The sequence below is a fragment of the Flagellimonas abyssi genome (assembly GCF_019457905.1).
Taxonomy (GTDB): domain Bacteria; phylum Bacteroidota; class Bacteroidia; order Flavobacteriales; family Flavobacteriaceae; genus Flagellimonas; species Flagellimonas abyssi.
In genome coordinates this window covers 1-16,531 of the sequence record NZ_JAHZSV010000026.1, presented here as the reverse complement: position 1 = coordinate 16,531, position 16,531 = coordinate 1, and the positions used below count along the sequence as shown (strand labels likewise).

Annotated in this window: 19 protein-coding genes; all 19 read right to left on the bottom strand. The window is 40.8% G+C overall.

The genetic code is table 11. The features are described 5' to 3' along the window. Positions 1-217: 217 nt before the first annotated feature. The 19 genes from K1F36_RS15315 to K1F36_RS15230 all read right to left on the bottom strand — a co-directional run bounded on the left by K1F36_RS15315 (position 218) and on the right by K1F36_RS15230 (position 16,530). Positions 218-979, bottom strand: coding sequence for a helix-turn-helix domain-containing protein (locus K1F36_RS15315; protein ID WP_220114633.1), 762 nt, complete (start codon positions 977-979; stop codon positions 218-220). A 6-nt stretch (positions 980-985) separates the two neighbouring features. Continuing rightward, on the bottom strand, positions 986-1,327 hold the full coding sequence (locus tag K1F36_RS15310; protein ID WP_220114632.1) for a hypothetical protein: 342 nt from the start codon (positions 1,325-1,327) through the stop codon (positions 986-988). Positions 1,328-1,348: 21 nt separating this feature from the next. Further along, a complete protein-coding gene (locus K1F36_RS20210) occupies positions 1,349-1,636 on the bottom strand; it encodes an RNA polymerase sigma factor (protein ID WP_258539106.1) in 288 nt (95 codons plus the stop codon). After that, the gene (locus K1F36_RS20205) at positions 1,612-1,926 is read right to left on the bottom strand and encodes an RNA polymerase sigma factor (RefSeq protein WP_258539105.1); all 315 of its coding nucleotides are present in this window, start codon (positions 1,924-1,926) and stop codon (positions 1,612-1,614) included. Before K1F36_RS20205 ends, K1F36_RS20210 begins: the two co-directional genes overlap by 25 nt. Beyond that, positions 1,910-2,245 carry a hypothetical protein gene (locus tag K1F36_RS15300; RefSeq protein WP_220114631.1) on the bottom strand — a complete coding sequence of 112 codons (336 nt, stop codon included), beginning with the start codon at positions 2,243-2,245 and terminating at the stop codon, positions 1,910-1,912. Before K1F36_RS15300 ends, K1F36_RS20205 begins: the two co-directional genes overlap by 17 nt. Positions 2,246-2,317: 72 nt before the next feature. Next, the gene (locus K1F36_RS15295; RefSeq protein ID WP_220114630.1) at positions 2,318-3,436 is read right to left on the bottom strand and encodes a serine hydrolase domain-containing protein; all 1,119 of its coding nucleotides are present in this window, start codon (positions 3,434-3,436) and stop codon (positions 2,318-2,320) included. A gap of 283 nt (positions 3,437-3,719) precedes the next feature. After that, on the bottom strand, positions 3,720-4,820 hold the full coding sequence (locus tag K1F36_RS15290; RefSeq protein ID WP_220114629.1) for a serine hydrolase domain-containing protein: 1,101 nt from the start codon (positions 4,818-4,820) through the stop codon (positions 3,720-3,722). Beyond that, the gene (locus tag K1F36_RS15285) at positions 4,817-6,280 is read right to left on the bottom strand and encodes a serine hydrolase domain-containing protein (protein WP_220114628.1); all 1,464 of its coding nucleotides are present in this window, start codon (positions 6,278-6,280) and stop codon (positions 4,817-4,819) included. The genes K1F36_RS15290 and K1F36_RS15285 overlap by 4 nt, the downstream gene beginning before the upstream one ends. A gap of 6 nt (positions 6,281-6,286) precedes the next feature. Then, complete coding sequence (locus K1F36_RS15280) at positions 6,287-6,991, bottom strand: hypothetical protein (protein WP_220114627.1); 705 nt, start codon at positions 6,989-6,991, stop codon at positions 6,287-6,289. Next, entirely contained in the window at positions 6,988-8,100 is a 1,113-nt protein-coding gene (locus K1F36_RS15275; protein WP_220114626.1) for a serine hydrolase domain-containing protein, read from the bottom strand. The genes K1F36_RS15280 and K1F36_RS15275 overlap by 4 nt, the downstream gene beginning before the upstream one ends. Before the next feature lie 34 nt (positions 8,101-8,134). After that, on the bottom strand, positions 8,135-8,809 hold the full coding sequence (locus tag K1F36_RS15270) for a serine hydrolase domain-containing protein (RefSeq protein ID WP_258539104.1): 675 nt from the start codon (positions 8,807-8,809) through the stop codon (positions 8,135-8,137). After that, positions 8,788-10,515, bottom strand: coding sequence for a DUF885 domain-containing protein (locus tag K1F36_RS15265; RefSeq protein ID WP_220114625.1), 1,728 nt, complete (start codon positions 10,513-10,515; stop codon positions 8,788-8,790). The genes K1F36_RS15270 and K1F36_RS15265 overlap by 22 nt, the downstream gene beginning before the upstream one ends. Positions 10,516-10,519: 4 nt before the next feature. Then, a complete protein-coding gene (locus K1F36_RS15260; RefSeq protein WP_220114624.1) occupies positions 10,520-11,623 on the bottom strand; it encodes a C1 family peptidase in 1,104 nt (367 codons plus the stop codon). 105 nt (positions 11,624-11,728) lie between these two features. Further along, on the bottom strand, positions 11,729-12,076 hold the full coding sequence (locus tag K1F36_RS15255; RefSeq protein WP_220114623.1) for a hypothetical protein: 348 nt from the start codon (positions 12,074-12,076) through the stop codon (positions 11,729-11,731). A 34-nt stretch (positions 12,077-12,110) separates the two neighbouring features. Then, positions 12,111-13,814 carry a serine hydrolase domain-containing protein gene (locus tag K1F36_RS15250; RefSeq protein ID WP_220114622.1) on the bottom strand — a complete coding sequence of 568 codons (1,704 nt, stop codon included), beginning with the start codon at positions 13,812-13,814 and terminating at the stop codon, positions 12,111-12,113. 287 nt (positions 13,815-14,101) lie between these two features. Next, positions 14,102-14,833, bottom strand: a complete 732-nt coding sequence (locus K1F36_RS15245) for a CPBP family intramembrane glutamic endopeptidase (protein WP_220114621.1) — start codon at positions 14,831-14,833, stop codon at positions 14,102-14,104. Between the two features lie 247 nt (positions 14,834-15,080). Next, complete coding sequence (locus K1F36_RS15240) at positions 15,081-15,743, bottom strand: P-loop NTPase family protein (RefSeq protein WP_220114620.1); 663 nt, start codon at positions 15,741-15,743, stop codon at positions 15,081-15,083. Beyond that, positions 15,740-16,279 carry a hypothetical protein gene (locus tag K1F36_RS15235; RefSeq protein WP_220114619.1) on the bottom strand — a complete coding sequence of 180 codons (540 nt, stop codon included), beginning with the start codon at positions 16,277-16,279 and terminating at the stop codon, positions 15,740-15,742. Before K1F36_RS15235 ends, K1F36_RS15240 begins: the two co-directional genes overlap by 4 nt. 2 nt (positions 16,280-16,281) lie before the next feature. Then, positions 16,282-16,530 (bottom strand): helix-turn-helix domain-containing protein, encoded by a 249-nt coding sequence (locus K1F36_RS15230; RefSeq protein WP_258539103.1) that lies wholly within the window; start codon positions 16,528-16,530, stop codon positions 16,282-16,284. Position 16,531 lies beyond the last annotated feature (1 nt).

Below are 16,531 nucleotides of genomic sequence, written 5' to 3'. Positions count from 1 at the left end.
TCATTCCCCATCTCTTCATAGGAATTCAACAAAACAAGCAACACCAACCCCTATAACCCTTTTGTATCGCTTCCAATGGTTAAAACCAAAAATACCTTGATCAAGAAATATAGAAAATAACATACTGATAGAATCGTTAACATACCGTTAGCAATGAACAAAAGACTTTTTTAAGTAAATTTTCAAACGCCACGGGCTCTCCAAAAAATTGACCAAATTATGTACTCAGCTTATAAAAATCCGTTGGGCTAAACCCTGTAAATGTTTTGAAGTCATGGTTCAAATGTGATTGATCAAAATACCCATTGTTGTGAGCCGCTTCGGTGAGATTGTTCCAGTCTGGATTGGTCTTGATCACGGACTCAAAACGAACGACCCGGTTAAACAGTTTGGGATTGAAGCCCGTACTGGCCTTAAATCGTCTTTTAAATTGTTTTTCCGACAGACAGAACTCTTGAGCCAATTCATTGATCCGTGTAGATCCTCCCTCATCTTTAATAACCCGTACGGCTTGGGTAATCAATTGATCCTCCCTCTGTCGTTTCCTTACCAATGACTTGAAAAAATCGGTCAAAATGGCAATACGCTTCGCGGTAGTAGCGGCCAAAGCCATCTTCTCTGTAAGCTCCCTACCTGCCTGTCCCAAGAAGGTTTCCAAGGTCAGAAACCCCAGATACAATTCCGTAGCCGAAATATTAAAAAGCCTGGGGATGGCAAAGGAATGCAAGCAGACGCCTATCACATGGTAAAAACCATCCACTTTGAACTGTTGTGGCCGATGGGTCTGACCCTGCACGACCGTGAACAAAAGGTCGTCCTCCCGTTGATTTCCTTCAAAGGCAAATGAAATTTCGACAAGACTGTTGGCAACCACATAGTACATTTCGTTTGCCGGTAGGTTTACATCCCAAGTCCCCACCCAGAAATAACTGATATAATCCTTTAACTCCCTACAGGGCAAGATACGCTGATAATCCATATATTATTATTTGGCGAATTGATTGTAGGATTCCACATTATATGTAAGACGAAGTATATGGTTGATACCGGCCAGAAACAAGAATATCAGTCCAACCACGAGGGGCATCTTCCCTATATGGACCGTATTGAGAATGGCAAAAGAGTTCGTGGGCACTAGAAAAAGAATGGCCAACACGGCCAAGCCAATAACCACCAAACCCCAAATCGCTGGTCGAAGCGCTATTTGTATCAATGCGGGACGTTCCGCTTTTCTTGATGCCAGCTTTTTCATCAGGTCATCCGTGAACCCCTCAGAGGTTTCCATTTTGCTCTGTACCATTATTTTTTTGAACGCTTTGTCTTCCATTGTATTTGTTTTTATTATCCATTACAAAAGATCGCTTACTCGATCCCCCAATAAATCCATAAGGGCCTCTTTCATATGGCCTCTGCCCCTATACAGGTCCACCTTGATCTTGGAGTTGCCAAACCCGGTAATTTCTTGAATCTCTGATACCGTATATCCACAAAGGTAATGGAGCCTGAGCATCAAAGCCTCGTCCGGTCGTAACCGTTCCAGGGCCATCATAATATATTTTTTCTGATCTCCCTCTTGAATCATGCCCGGATCGGCATTTTCCTCTATGCGGTTCAACACGATGGTGGAATCATCCAATTCCAGATATTTCTTTTCCTTTTAAAGGGATTATAGGCCGTATTGACAACGATGCGGTACAACCAACTGGAAAAAGCGGATTGCTGCTTAAAACTGCCTGCCTTTTTATATACCTTGATAAAGGCATCCTGCAGTACATCCTCTGCCTTGTCCCGGTCCTTCACGATGGAATGGGCCAAAGAAAGGGAAAGGTCTTTGTATTTGTCTACTAGCTGGACAAAAGCCCCATCATCGCCTTCTTTGACCCTATCGATCAATTTAGCATCGATATCGTTATCCCTGACCTCCAAATTTGTTCCTTAAAAAATGGGCCAGGACCATGCCTACGGCACCGAATATCAAAATGGTTCCCCACACCAAAAGGTCGGTGGTATTCTCATCCATTTCCATGGCACTAAAAACGGAGGAAACCATCAGGCCAAGGCCAATGCCCCCCAATATGCATCCAAAATCAATGAACATGATTCGCTTCGATTTCTCGGGCGAAGCAAGCCCGTTTTCGATCATGGCCTTTTTGACCAGATAGGTATATCGTGCAATGATATAAGTAACCACTACCAATCCCGACATCAGGACTACCGCCCCTATGGCATCTTGAAAATTTTCCATACTATTTAATTTTATCAATTAGTTTTTATTCAGCTCCCAAAAGACACTTAATTTCCATTCAAGGTATCCTTTTTAGAATTGTGGGCCCAAAATTTGTGATAGACCTTTCACCACTTCAATCATCTTGGCACTGTTGGTAAACACCACCAATCCATATTTCTTTTCCGGAACGAACATGACATAGGCCTGAAAATCATGGTTGTTCCCCGTGTGCAGGTGCATGGTCATGTCCGAGGTACGCTTTTGGGCAAATCCAAGACCCCATCCGGTCTGACCGACCTCCTTGCGCAAGGGGTTATCTTCATCAAAATGGGCATGCTCTTTAAGCATCTCTTTAAATGTCCCCTTTTTGAGGCCCTCTTCTTTCAACATGGCGATGACAAACCGGGCATACTCCTTGGCCTCACTGTGCAGACTGGAATAGGCACTAAACACACCATCTTCCCAATAACCTTCTGACGGCACCCTATGTTTGGGCGTTCCATCCTCTTCATCATGTCCATATACCTTATGCTCAGCTATATATTCATCCCAAACAAAGGTTGAATGGGACATACCCAAAGGCTTAGTTACCTTTTTTTGAAACAAATCGTTCAGACCTTCCTTCCAGCCCACTTTATTTTGCATACCAAGTACTGCGGCCAAATACTGATAAGCCTCCCCGGAATACTCAAATCCAGTCCCTGGCTTAAAGGCCAACGTTATCTTTTTACCATGGGCATGATTGGGCATCCCCGTTTGATGGGCCAACACCATCCGTGCCGTAATCAACTTGGCATCCTCTTGGGATTCATCTGCAAAACCAGGATGTGGTAAATACTCGTAAAGTGGACGGTCGAGGTCCAATTTTCCTTCCTCCACCATTTTCAAGGCAAAATAGGCAAATATGGGTTTGGACAGGGAAGCACCCTCAAAGATACTTTGGCCGTCCACAGGCTCTTTGGTCTCGATATTGGAGACCCCCAAGGCATTGTGATAGACCAATGCATTGTCATTGATCACGGCAATGGATAGACCAGGGACATCATGTTGTTCCATAATCTTTTTGATGCCCTCGGTAAGTTCAGCGGGCGCAACACTTTTTCCATACATGGTATGGATGGTTTTCTGTTGGGCATATCCGTTTACACCTGAAAAAGAGGTCAGTGTAAATAGGAAAAGGTAAAATCGTTTTAATGTAACAGTAATCATTTCTATGTGATTTTAAATTGATAATTCGTCTTTTTTGGTGAATTCACATCCATAGGACAAGACGACTTTTGAAATGGTTACAAATCCCTTAAAAAAAGAGGATATTTTGGAGCAATCCTTCTCCCTCCTATGTTTGATCCTTTAATGGCATTACAAAAAGGGGGGGATGATATGGAGATACTTCAAACCATAAACGATATTTTGCCCCCTAAAACACGCGATTAAGATGACAAACATTTTGGACAAGGGGGCAAGGATACGGCGGCTTCAAATCACCCGTCCATCACATATAAAACCATTTATCGTTCAAAAACTCGATGATGCGTTGGGCACATCCAGAGGAAAAAAATACATCACTGTTACTGAACATGACCAGACCGTATCCCTTGCTCCTATAAAAATGACAATACGCCCTAAAATCACCATTGTTTCCAGAGTGATAATAACGTATGGTCTCCCCCACCTGTTTCACTGGAAAAATCAAGCTTCGATGCATCTCGCCTTCTTCATTCGGCATATCCATTTGCAGGGACAACCACTGTTGTACAAATTCATCATTATACTTGTCCCTATCCATCAAATGAATCAAAAATTTGGCATAATCGGTAGCTGTGGTATGCAAGCTGTAGGCTGCGCCAAAGGTATTTTCCCCCTTCCGTAATGCTTTGGGGCCATTCTGTGTCGGAATCCCATCCCGATGTCCATAGGCTTTTTTTGACGCAAATACATCTTGCCATGTAAAACGCATCATTTCCAGTTCCAATGGTTGAACAACCGCTTCCTGGAACAGGTCATCCAGGCCAACCTCATCCACATTCAACACTCTTTTGAGTACATCCTTCAAGTACTGGTAAGCTTCCCCGGAGTATCCGAACTTGGATCCTGGATCAAACAAAAGTTTCAATTTCCCACCGGTATTTTCCCTCCAATTGGGCAAACCGGAAGTATGGCACAAAACCATTCGGGCCGTTATCCGTTTATAACGGACATCATCTGCCAAATCCTCGTTTGGCAAATAGTGGTAGAGCGGTCTATCCAGATCCAGCAACCCTTTCTTGACCTGCAACATCACAAAGTAGGCAAATACTGGTTTCGAAAGTGAGCATGCCTCAAAGAGTGTATTGGGTGTACACTCGTCTTGGGTGACAATGTTTTTAAAACCAAACGCTCTTTCATAAACAATGGTATTGTTACGGACGATTGCTATGGAAAGGCCCGCCACCTGTAGTGAGTCCATTTGATGCCGTATAAATTCGTCGACATCCGATCGCAATATCCGATTGCCTTTGATGGTTGGTATTTCATTCCGATTCACTTGCCCATAAACAAAGGAAACACCCAACACCAGTACAAAAATCAAGAACTTCTTTTGCAATCTGCTCATTGTTTGATATAATCATTATTGTAGCCATCTGCTTTTGTCATGCGCACAAAACCTACCTCTCCATCCGTATTGTCCAAGAAGTCATAACGTATTTGATCATTGGCATCAATGAAGCTGTTTTCCGCCACAGGAACCAGTTTTAGCGAAGTGCCCATTGGTGCAATCAAATGAAGTTCTCCTGCGGTCACCCTAAATTCCAAAACTTCATTCCCACCTGTAAACGTTCCCGTAAAACGCGTCAAGCTAGAGGCATCCAATGTTATGGGGTCATATGCCACAGGTTGAAAAAAATCCCAGTCATATTCCACGGCCATGGCACGGGTGATATAACTCATCAGTGACATCCCGTTATCACTGTTGGTCATAATGACCAGAGCCTGATTATGCTTCGGGGAAGCGACCATATAACAGGTAAATCCAGAATTACTTCCCCAATGTTCAATGAGAACATCTTGACTTTCATCATGGTAGATCTTGGCAAACCCCAATCGTGTTGGGGACTTGGCAAATATGCTATCTGTCATTTGCTGTGAAAGAATGGTGTTCGAACCCAATTGATGGTCCTTCAATACGGTCGCTAAAAACTTTGCCAAATCGGTAGGGGTGGTCCAAATCCCTCCTGCTGCCTTATACGGAAATAACTTATAGGGATAGGGCTGTAAATCATTGGAGTAACCTGTGGCCATTTGTTGGGTCAACCTATCGGGGACTGGCTGTTCAAAAGAACTTTCGGTCATGCCACATGGTTCAAATATCAATTCGGTGAGTACCGTATTGAATTGCTTGTCGGTGACATCCTCAATTAATTTTTCCATAACGGAATACCCAGGATTTGAATACAGTTGTTTTTCTCCAGGAACGTATATCAAGGAAACAGCTGGATCCACAGAGGGGTACGCTCCCGTCAACATTTGCGTAATGGTGGGAAGGGCTTCATCGGGATAGAAGGACGATTGGACATATCGGTCAAAACCGGCGGTATGCCCCATGAGTCGCTTAAGGGTCACTTTCTCCTGCGCGGTAAATTCATTCTCGGGTACCTTCCAACCCTCGAGGTAATTATTGACATTTTCGTTCAAGTTCAGGGTACCCAACTCGACCAAGCGCAAGGCCGCCATAGCGGTCACAGGCTTGCTTAACGAAGCGCCATTAAACACCGTATGTGGTGTAACCGCTGTGGAATCTTCAAGTTGGGAATATCCATAGGTCCCTTGCCAGGCAATCTTTCCATTATCAACGAAGGCTATACTAACTCCTGCAATACGATCTGCTTTCATGATTTGTTGGATAGATTTTTTATATGTACTCCCGGTCAGGTAATGAACAGGGACCAAGTTTTTCTCTATATGTTCAATTGGTGCTACAGAATCGCCATGCCCTCCTATGGCTATTGTTTCTGCATTCTTTCTATCCTTACATGCTGAAAGGATGACCAGAAGGAATAAAACTATTTTTTTCATGCGTTACTATTTAAGGGGTTGTTTAAAACCGTTCTCATCGATAATTTCAAAATGCGATTGGTCCAATTCATCCACGTAGATCTTTATCCGTTCATTTCCTTTTGAATCATAAATAAACAAGCCGGTATGCTTGTTTTCTTCACGACCCAGAAACATTCTGTACACATTAATTTCGGAGTCCAGGTGTTTTTTGAATTTCAAATATTCAGTGTCTTTTTCCTTTTTTGTCATTGATTTCGTCCTCTCAAGAAACTGATCATATAATTTTTCAACCCGTATGGAGTCAGACCGTTCCCTAAAGAACATTCCATACCACCTTTTCCACTCGCCCCCTTCCAGGTACTCACCTTTCATAATGGCCATTATTTGGTCATTCTTTTGTTGATCAAAGGTGATACCTGCAAAATTCTCTTCATCAGTTCCATCATAATAGATACCTCCTACTTCATCCCCAACACGATTAAAAAATATGATTCCCGGCAAATCCCTTTTTGAGCCTGGGTTATGTGGAATACCATGGGTAGTGGCCAAGGCTTGTCTTTCAGGATTGCTAATCGAGATATATAAATTCTTATCAGGTCCTATGATGCTCAACCTTTCTGCCTGAATTTCTTTGAATGTTTCCACATTCTTGACCTGTCTGTCATAAAAGTAAAAGCAGGTCAAAACAATCAGAAAAGCAAAGTTGATTATTGGAAGCTGTTTTTTCATTTTTCCAAATACTTTTTTGTTATCTCGTACAAATGTTTCAAATCATTTTTGTGCGAAGCATCCCGGTGCTTGTCCAATAAAAAAAGTCCAGAGGACATCAATGAATTTCCCGTAAAATTCCGTTGCACAAATACGAGCTTGGTTGCAGGGTCTATCAAAAGATATTGCCCACCATAGCCATCTGCCCAAATCAGGTTTTCATCCGTATCAAGCCACCACAAATATCCGTAAGCGTCCAATGGAGCCTTGTCCAAATTAAAGTCAGCTAATTTTGTATATGGCTTCAAGCTTTCATCCATCCATTCGGCAGATATAATTTGCTTGTTTTCATAATTTCCGTTTTGGGCAACCAGAGTGCCTATTTTAGCCAAATCCCTTGCACTCATATATATCCAATAGACAGGATAATCGGATAAGGATTTGTTGGGTATGGGCCAGGGACTGTCATAAACCACATTTGAAGCAGAAAAATCTTGCATTCCCATAGGTTTGGTTAAATGTTCTTCCATAAATTCACCGATTGATTTCCCTGTTTTTTGTTCAAGGATGGCTCCCAAAACATTGAAATCGAAATTATTGTAAAAGAAAAACTCTCCTGGTCTGTATTGCTCCCGTTTTGGGCGATTGTCCCTGGCATAGTCCACTTCTGCCTCTGCCTGAAGATACACTCCGGAACGTGCCATGAGTAAATCTTTGATTGTCGCTGTTTTTTCCTGTTCTGTCAAAGGTGTTTTGCTCTCATCAATACCTAAACTCCCCAAACTTTCATCTAATTGCAACATCCCTTTTTCTTTTGCAATACCGATCAAGAGACTCATAATGCTTTTTCTTGCAGAATGGAGGTTGATCAGCTTTTTTGTGTCCCCTTTTTCAAAAATTATTTCGTTGTTCTTTAGCGCAATGACAACTTCTGATTTTGTGGCCGTGTCCTGTGCAAACTTCCTCAACTCTTCTTGAAACGATATTGACAGTAGATTGGATTTCTTAAGTGGCTTGGCATACGAATTTTGTGAATGTCCAACCCTTGGTGGTAGACTGTAGGTCACAAAGGCCGCGATCAAAAACAATAGGGCCAATAGGATTCTTTTAAGTATTTTCTTAGGCTTCATTTAAACTAGTTTTTTGATTTGATGATGTAAGTACTTATTTTAATTGAACAGCGGGCAATATGTATTCGTTTAAAATTGAAAAAGGACGGTCCTCCATGTCCGGAAATAGATTATAGTTGCCCCCTGTCATGGTAATGGTCATTTCAATTTCCGTAATGATGATGAGAAACTGGCCTCCATTGCCCCAAGCCTCAACGGTCATCATCTGTTTTCCGCCAACTTCACGTTCCAATACTCTCCACAGATACCCATAATCTGAATTTTTGGGCCAACTTCCTTTTATGCGGGGTGTCGTGGATTTTTCGATCCAGGATTCCCCAATCATTTGTTCTCCGTTCCAAGTTCCCTTGTTCAGCACCAATAATCCAAACTTGGTAAAATCGATGGGCCGCATATAAAATGAGCCAGCCAAATATCCTCTCCCCTGTGGCGATGTCAGCATTTGAAAGTCATGGATCTCCATGGGCAACAATAGTTCCTCATAAAAGAAAAGGGGAAGATAAGTGCCAACTGATTTTTGGATGACCCCGGTCAACAGGTTGCTGCCCCCAGAGGAGTATTCGTAAACGGCTCCCGGCTCATATGGCATGGGAAGGTCGAGTTTGTGCCCCACCCAATCTTCATGTTCCCATTGCATTTTATCCTCATCCTCCAACTGTATGCCCGTACTCATGGTATTTGCAGAAATCACTTTTGGTCTCTTAACCATAGTTCAAATTCCTTTTCAAGAGCTGTGAGGGGTATAGAACCATTTTTTAGAATTAGTTCATGAAATTCCTTTAAATCGAAAGAAGCCCCCAACTGAGATTTAGCTAACTCTCTAAATCTAAATATTTCACTTCCTCCCACGTCATATGCTGTTAATTGACCTGGAGTAGCAATTATCCTATAGTATAAGGATAGAGCGGAATTATAACTACCCCCAGATTCCATCATATATTCAATCACCTTTTCCTTATTCCATCTATATAAATGAAGTCCCGGGTCAACAACCATACCTCTGTAATTCCAAGTGCGCCGTAGGATTAGTGAGGCCTCAGTAGTATATAGGTTCATTTCCTCAGCCAGCGCTTCTGCATATCTTGCCCAGCCTTCAATGTAACCATTGTAACCAACGTTTTCACTGATTTTATGACGTCCTTTAATTGCATTTTCTAGGGCAATTTGAAAATGATGACCAGGAATCGCTTCATGAAAAACCAGTTTTTCCAAACTGGCCTTAGATATTTTTGTAGGCTGATCGAGATTTACACGGAAATATGATGTAGAATCTTCTGGTGCAAACTCATAGCTACCATAGGATCTACTACCAATAGGATATGGCTTTATTTCTAAGTTACGAGCAGGTAAGTTTTTGAACCAATTTTTGCTTTGCTTCTCAGCTTTCACTATTAGCTTTTGGATGTGCTCCAGAACTTCTTGTTTATCATTGAATCTAATACTCGAATCTGATTTTATAGAATCTATTATAACATGAATCTTATCCGAGTTATAAATATCTTTACCTATTTTTGTAATGTCATCCATGTTGGTCTCGACATTTCTTTTTCCGGTTTCAAATACTTGAAGTGCTTTAATTTTGGCGGAGGTTTGCTTTCTCAGGTAAGCTTGATAGCAATTCTCACCCCCTTCATTATCTAAAATTGAAACAGATTCTCGTGTAGTTGGATAGTACTCTTCCTTTAAAAACAAGTTGTATTTATCTATTGCAGGAATGATTGAGTGGGTTGCAAGGTGTTTCCATTCGTTTTTGAAATTTTCGTTATCGCTCCGTCTGAAGGGAGACATGAATACTGACTCTTGTTCATTAGCAGAGAGCGTTTGCTCCAAATCATCGATCACTAATTGAACAATTTCCTTTGGCATGGAATAACCTTCTGCCAATCCTCTTTTTAAATTGAACAACTCTATTTCTATTATTTCTGGAACCTTAGCCCATCGTTTCAGTGCAAACTCTTGTTGTTCTAATGTTTTTACAGGCTGTGAATCAATTAAATTAATCAGGTAAGTATGTATCCCTGTTATATGATTGACATTCCATAATTCTTCTTTACAAACCCTTAACTGAATACTGCTTTCCAATTCTTCCCTAAGAATCCAGTAGGTTATTCGAGCACTTCTTGCCATTTCTTCTTCTATATCAATTTTTTTTAGGACTACATATAGACTGTCTTCAAACTGATGCCAGACCTTTAGTTGTTCTATGGAATTATTGTAAAAATTTAATCCCTGGGTTTCTAAATCTTCGTAACGATAGTTTCTGCCAGGGAAAGTTTTAAATAGCCTTTTGAGGTAAGCATCTGCGAGCTTATTTATCGTATTTTCTTGCGTTAACTCTTCGGTAGTATTATTGCAACTATAACAGAGTTGTGCAAGTACTGATATCGTAATGAATAGCTGTCTAAATTTCACCATTGTTTTATGTTTTTGGTAGACTTAAAGCTTCTTTATGCACGGTTACTGAGATAGTGCGTAAACGAAAATAATTTTCTGATAAATACCAAATTCCATCCATCCCTTCGTTTTTACCCCAAGTGTTTTTTAGCATATAAAACTTTTGCCCATCTCTGTCATATGTAATACCAACCAAATGCATATTGTGGTCATCTGTTGTTGTTTTACGCTCGTAAGCACTCTGCCTTTGTTTTTGACTTATAGTTTTTTCTTCTTCATACTCACCTTTAACTTTAGTGTAACCATTGTCAGCAAATCCTCCAGAAGAACCTATATCTCCATCCCACGCTAAAGTAAACCCACTCTTTATAGCATTATCTATCGTGTTCATAAAATCTTCAATTGGCAGATTTAGGTATTTTTTAAATCTCCAATTTGCGGGTATTTCAAGTATAACCCTTTCATTGAATGGATGGTGACTGTAGGACGTCAATTCAACGTAGTCTTCAGAATTTAGTGGCAGAAATTTTTTAGCAAATGTCTTTGGCGTTTCGGTTTTTCCTTGATAAATAAAAGTCTCAGGAATATCATCAATATATTTGTTCAGTATATTTTCAACTATTTCTAATGATTGGTCAACACTCGCATTAATCTTGATAAGTGAGTCTAATTTATACTTGATTAAGGCATTCATTTCATCTTCTTCAGCCCATCTACTATTCATTTGTTTTTTAGTGGTAACACTACCCAATTTCCCATCATAAACTGACTCGGGAACCGCCCCATAATTTTCAAAAATTTCAAGAACTGAAAAGGTTAAATCGCCACTGTTTATATATGAATTACCTTTATTTGTTATATAATCTTTTGCCTTTTCTAAATAATTATGATACACAAAGAAAAAAGAAGATAACTCGGGTATGTTATATTCTAATCTTATCGCTTCAGCTTCCAAGAAAGAGGTTGAGGCAAAACTCCAACATTGACCCGTATATTTTTGATGTTTCAAATCGGTTGTTTCAATAAGTATTGTATTTGAAAACCTCTTATGGCTTATACAACCTTGGAATACTAATAGTAAGCCGACAATTACAATCGAACCATATTTATTTTTGATGGATTTAGTCATTAATTATTAATTTTTAAATTGGACATATTAGATGAGTGTTCGCCGTGAGTCTTAATTTATTTTTTTGCCTCAAACAGTTTGGTTAAAAAGCGTTCATACGTCTCTTTATCGGTTCTTCTTCCGTAAATACCTTTGGTTTTTAAAGCCACAAGGATATCTCATAATGCTTTTTCTTGCAGAATGGAGGTTGATCAGCTTTTTTGTGTTTCCTTTTTCAAAAATTATTTCGTTGTTCATTAGCGCAATGACAACTTCTGTTTTTGTGGCCGTGTCCTGTGCAAATTTCCTCAACTCTTCTTGAAACGATATTGACAGTGGATTGGCTTTCATAAGTGGCTCGGCATACGAATTTTGTGAATGTCCAACCCTTGGTATAAGACTGTAGGTCACAAAGGCCGCAATCAAAAACAATAGGGACAACAGTATCTTTTTAAGTATTTTCTTAGATTTCATTTAAACTCGTTTTTTGATTTGATGTTGTAAGCACTTATTTCATTTGAACAGCGGGCAATATGTATTCGTTTAAAATTGAAAAAGGACGGTCCTCCATGTCCGGGAATAAATTGTAATTGCCCCCCGTCATGGTAATGGTCATTTCAATTTCCGGAATGATGATAAGAAACTGGCCTCCATTGCCCCAAGCCTCAACGGTCTTCATCTGTTTTCCGCCCACTTCACGTTCCAATAATCTCCACAGATACCCATAATCTGAATTTTTGGGCCAACTTCCTTTGATGTGGGGTGTCGTGGATTTTTCGATCCAGGATTCCCCAATCAATTGTTCTCCGTTCCAAGTTCCTTTGTTAAGCACCAATAATCCAAACTTGGTAAAATCGATGGGCCGCATATAAAATGACCCTGCCAAATACCCTCTCCCATGTGGTGATGTAAGCATTTGAAAGTCATGGATCTCCATGGGCAACAATAGTTCCTCATAAAAGAAAAGGGGAAGATAGGTACCCACCGATTTCTGAATGACCCCAGTCAACAGGTTGCTGCCCCCAGAGGAGTATTCGTACACTTGTCCGGGTTCATGTGCCATGGGAAGGTCGAGTTTGTGCCCCACCCAATCTTCATGTTCCCATTGCATTTTATCTTCATCCTCCAACTGTATGCCCGTACTCATGGTTAAGGAATGGTGCACGGTGATGTTTTTCTTCCGAACATCATGGATGTCGTATTCAGGATAGTAGTCCAAAATGGCATTTTCAACGTGCAACCCATCGTTTTTCATCATGGCCTTGCCCACGGCCAAGGATGCGATTGATTTGAAAGCGGACCGTACATCATGAAGATACTCCCGGTCATATCCGTGAAAGTATTCCTCAAATACAAGTTTTCCGTCCTTGGTGATCAGAATACTATGGATGTGCTCCAAGGTCTTGTTGTTCTTGGGATCCATGAGGCCCAAAAGCGACCTATCGATACCTACATCTTCCAGTGAAGCCGTTTGCATGGTGGAGTCGGGGGCTTCTGGAATGTTGTACAGGTAGTTTTCGTTTGGTGACCTTGGCAAATAGCCTTCCAGTTGATTATCGTTGAGTTTTTTCAACTGTATTTCCCTTTTCCCCCCGGCATTGCCATACGTAAGGGATATATTTCTTTTCTCTGTATTGTACTCAGCCGAAATCCCGAAACGGTCGTTTGTAATCTTGAAATCGATATGGTTGCCCTCGATCAAAACCTCATCGATGGTAAAATGCAGCTCCCTATTTTCCTTGTTACTCTGAATATTGGCCTGTACCGTGCCTGCAGAATCTTTATAAAACTCCAAATAAACAAGGTAATCAGTGTCAATTATTTCCGGTTTATGGATTTTGGCGACCCAGTGGTCATCGGTATTTTCAAAATCAAGACTTTGCGCCCATAGGTCATGGGTAAGCACGCCATGCAAGGCCTTGCTATCATTGGATAGCAAAGCATCAAACCGAAGACCAGAAGGACCTTTGAAGCTAAGGTTTGTTCCTTTCCTATTGATATGGTGAACGGTTTCCTTGCCCTTTGAATATAAACGGGCCTCAACTGGAGCATTTGCAGGTAACAGGATTAAGGAATCGTATGTTGATTCAGTTTGAAACAATATTCCAGACCATACCCCGATGAGTTCATTAGTTTCAAATTGTGCCTTTTTTGGGGAACAAAAGGAGAACAGTACGGCCAGTAATGGTGTGATATAACATTTTTTGATCATAATGAATATTTGATGGTTGGATGTAGTTTTTGATAAAAATCACACCTGCAATCCAATAGGCTTCAATTTTCAATTCTTTGTTGATAAACCTCCCGTATCTCAGAAAACTCGGGTTTCTGTTTTATCCATTTCATCCGATCTTCTTGTGTATATCCCGCGATAAAGCCGAGCGATACTCATCTTTTTAGTAGGGGCATTCTGGAATATAAACTAGGTCGGTAAGGGACGCCATAAAACCCACAACCTGGTGACGGTCACGTTACCCACCATTGGGTTGACATTGATTCCTAAAGAAAATACATGTAATACGTTAAAATAATGGCCGACATATTGTACACCCCATGCGCCACCATGGAAGCCGTAAGGCGTTTGGTCCAAATGAACAATACCGTATAAAGAATGGTGGGCACCAAAATATCAAACCAATCCAAGGCAGTACCCGGCATATGGCCCAAGGCAAATATCAAGATGGACAAAACTGCCGAAAACCAGAGCCCCGTTTTTGGATTCTTGAAAGTTTCCTTTAACACATTGATAAAATAACCCCTGTTAAAAAGCTCTTCGGTAATACCGCCGCCGATAACCCCCAGCGCAACAAAAGATAAGGTTCCAACTAAACTGCCGTCATACATTTCCAACATTCCTTTAATGTCCATCCTGTTGATACCCCCCGTATTGGGAATGATAAAAACAAATTGAAGAAAGGTCCATAAGCCGCCAAACAGAAGGCCCAATATCATGTCCTTTCCGAAATTTTCGAACCTAAGACCAATAGCACTAAACTTCTTCTTAAGGATTTTGAGGGAAGCATAGAGCAGGACCATAATGGATATCAATTGGAAAAGGCCCATAAAAAGCAAGTTTATACCGATTTTACCCCCATTCATTTTGGTAACCCCAAAAAATACATCGGGAATTATAAAAAGCAGATACCCCAAAACAATGGTTACTATAAAAACAATTAATGTCTTTGTTTTTCCTACCTTGTCCCGATGGGCATGTTCATCCAGTTCTTTCATATCATGTTGTTTTTTGATTATAAGGCTAGCCTTGATTGATGAATTACTACAGCTCGTAGAGAGGCGACGAATGCCTAACACCACAACTTGCTTCAAAAATAGAATTCTGAATGTAGTTTTATCGATCACGCGTTAACAAACCGTTATCGTGATTGAAAAAATATTTAGTTAAAGAACAAATCCCTGCTGTGCATCGATTAAGCTCAAGTATTTTGTCAAAGGAAGGTCTAAAACCGCGTATTTCATATCACATTCGTTTATCCTTGCTCCCTTTGTCAAAGGCTACCAAATTAAACAACTCCCGCATTCGAGAACGAACCCGGTTACCATACCGTTCTTCCAACTCCGCTGCATTGAGGTTGGTGGTAGCATGGGTCTTTCGCTTATGATTGATGAAAAGCTCGTGTCGGGATAGCATAATTTCACCAATTACATTGCAGTCCTTCCCAAAGTATCGCCCAATAGGCTCTACTCCTAGGTCATCAAAACAGAAGAACTGGGAATTGCCAAAATCCTCAATGGTTTTATAGCCGATATGGTTAAACCCAAAAACGATGTTCCGGCAGGGTACGACCTCATAGGGTCGTTGATGGGGGACTAGGTGTTTTAATAATTTCATGAGACTGGTCTTGCCACAACCTACCGGTCCCGAGAGTAAGAGTCCTTTATTGATGTCAATCCCCATTTGGGTACAACGGGCCTTGTCTTGGATAAAATAAAGGCAGAGCTTGTAAAGGATTTCCCGATCCGCCCGATAGATCTTGAACTTTTTCCCGAACAAGAGTTTTCCTTTGGCATTGAGATAGATGAGAATTTTTTCAAAATCGTATTGGATTTCCCTGCCATTAAGGACGCCCAACGGATATTGGATGGCTCCTTCAGTTATGATATGTGGAGCATGGTATCTCACAGGGGTTCGTTGTAATTTTTTTGTTTCTTGGTTTTTAGGTTGTCCTGATATGGGACAGTGGTCTTCTGTTTGTTTCTGTTTTCCAAACCATCAAAATCCAATTTTTTGAAATTTCGTGGTTTGTTATTGTTTTTTTGGTTTTTCAAGGTTTGTATGTGTTTGTTTATAGGTACCACTGCTTGTCCACTGCTTGTCCCGATATTGGTACGGCTTGGGTCCACTGCTTGTCCAGCACTTGTTCCAAAATCGAACATCTTGATTCTACTCCCCTTAAAAGGATTGTGGGACGGGGTATAGACGATATAGCTCCAATGGTCAAGTTCCTTGATGCATCGATGATAGGTGGATTTGGAACCGATCTTGGCACACTGCATGACTTCATCCCGGTTGATAAAGAATTCCGATTTAAAGTAGTTGGTGTTCCAGAATTGGAACAAGGCTATATAAAGACTAATATGGGTGGGATTCAGCCGGCTGTCTTTGGAGAATTGTCCAAAGACCCCGTTCAAATGTTTGATGTAGTTGATCTCTCCCAAAACTAGATACGGTTATGGATCTTATGCTTTTCCAAAACCTCAATGATCTCTTGGTAATCATAGTACAACACCCCGCCTATTTTTGAAAAGGGCAAGGTACCGTTGATACGAAGGTTTTGTAATGTACCAGGAGAAATACCCAGTAGTTCTCGGACCTCATTGGATTTGAGCCATTTTTTGTTCGTTTGCTTGTTTTGGTTTTCCAATAAATCCTTGATGTCCTCCAAAAGTTCCACTTTGAACTCCATCAGG

Excerpts from the sequence above, each read along its gene's own strand:
- K1F36_RS15315 (WP_220114633.1), bottom strand. The coding sequence starts at position 979 with ATGGATTATCAGCGTATCTTGCCCTGTAGGGAGTTAAAGGATTATATC.
- K1F36_RS15310 (WP_220114632.1), bottom strand. The coding sequence starts at position 1,327 with ATGGAAGACAAAGCGTTCAAAAAAATAATGGTACAGAGCAAAATGGAA.
- K1F36_RS15300 (WP_220114631.1), bottom strand. The coding sequence starts at position 2,245 with ATGGAAAATTTTCAAGATGCCATAGGGGCGGTAGTCCTGATGTCGGGA.
- K1F36_RS15295 (WP_220114630.1), bottom strand. The coding sequence starts at position 3,436 with ATGATTACTGTTACATTAAAACGATTTTACCTTTTCCTATTTACACTG.
- K1F36_RS15290 (WP_220114629.1), bottom strand. The coding sequence starts at position 4,820 with ATGAGCAGATTGCAAAAGAAGTTCTTGATTTTTGTACTGGTGTTGGGT.
- K1F36_RS15285 (WP_220114628.1), bottom strand. The coding sequence starts at position 6,280 with ATGAAAAAAATAGTTTTATTCCTTCTGGTCATCCTTTCAGCATGTAAG.
- K1F36_RS15280 (WP_220114627.1), bottom strand. The coding sequence starts at position 6,991 with ATGAAAAAACAGCTTCCAATAATCAACTTTGCTTTTCTGATTGTTTTG.
- K1F36_RS15275 (WP_220114626.1), bottom strand. The coding sequence starts at position 8,100 with ATGAAGCCTAAGAAAATACTTAAAAGAATCCTATTGGCCCTATTGTTT.
- K1F36_RS15270 (WP_258539104.1), bottom strand. The coding sequence starts at position 8,809 with ATGGTTAAGAGACCAAAAGTGATTTCTGCAAATACCATGAGTACGGGC.
- K1F36_RS15265 (WP_220114625.1), bottom strand. The coding sequence starts at position 10,515 with ATGGTGAAATTTAGACAGCTATTCATTACGATATCAGTACTTGCACAA.
- K1F36_RS15260 (WP_220114624.1), bottom strand. The coding sequence starts at position 11,623 with ATGACTAAATCCATCAAAAATAAATATGGTTCGATTGTAATTGTCGGC.
- K1F36_RS15255 (WP_220114623.1), bottom strand. The coding sequence starts at position 12,076 with ATGAAATCTAAGAAAATACTTAAAAAGATACTGTTGTCCCTATTGTTT.
- K1F36_RS15250 (WP_220114622.1), bottom strand. The coding sequence starts at position 13,814 with ATGATCAAAAAATGTTATATCACACCATTACTGGCCGTACTGTTCTCC.
- K1F36_RS15245 (WP_220114621.1), bottom strand. The coding sequence starts at position 14,833 with ATGAAAGAACTGGATGAACATGCCCATCGGGACAAGGTAGGAAAAACA.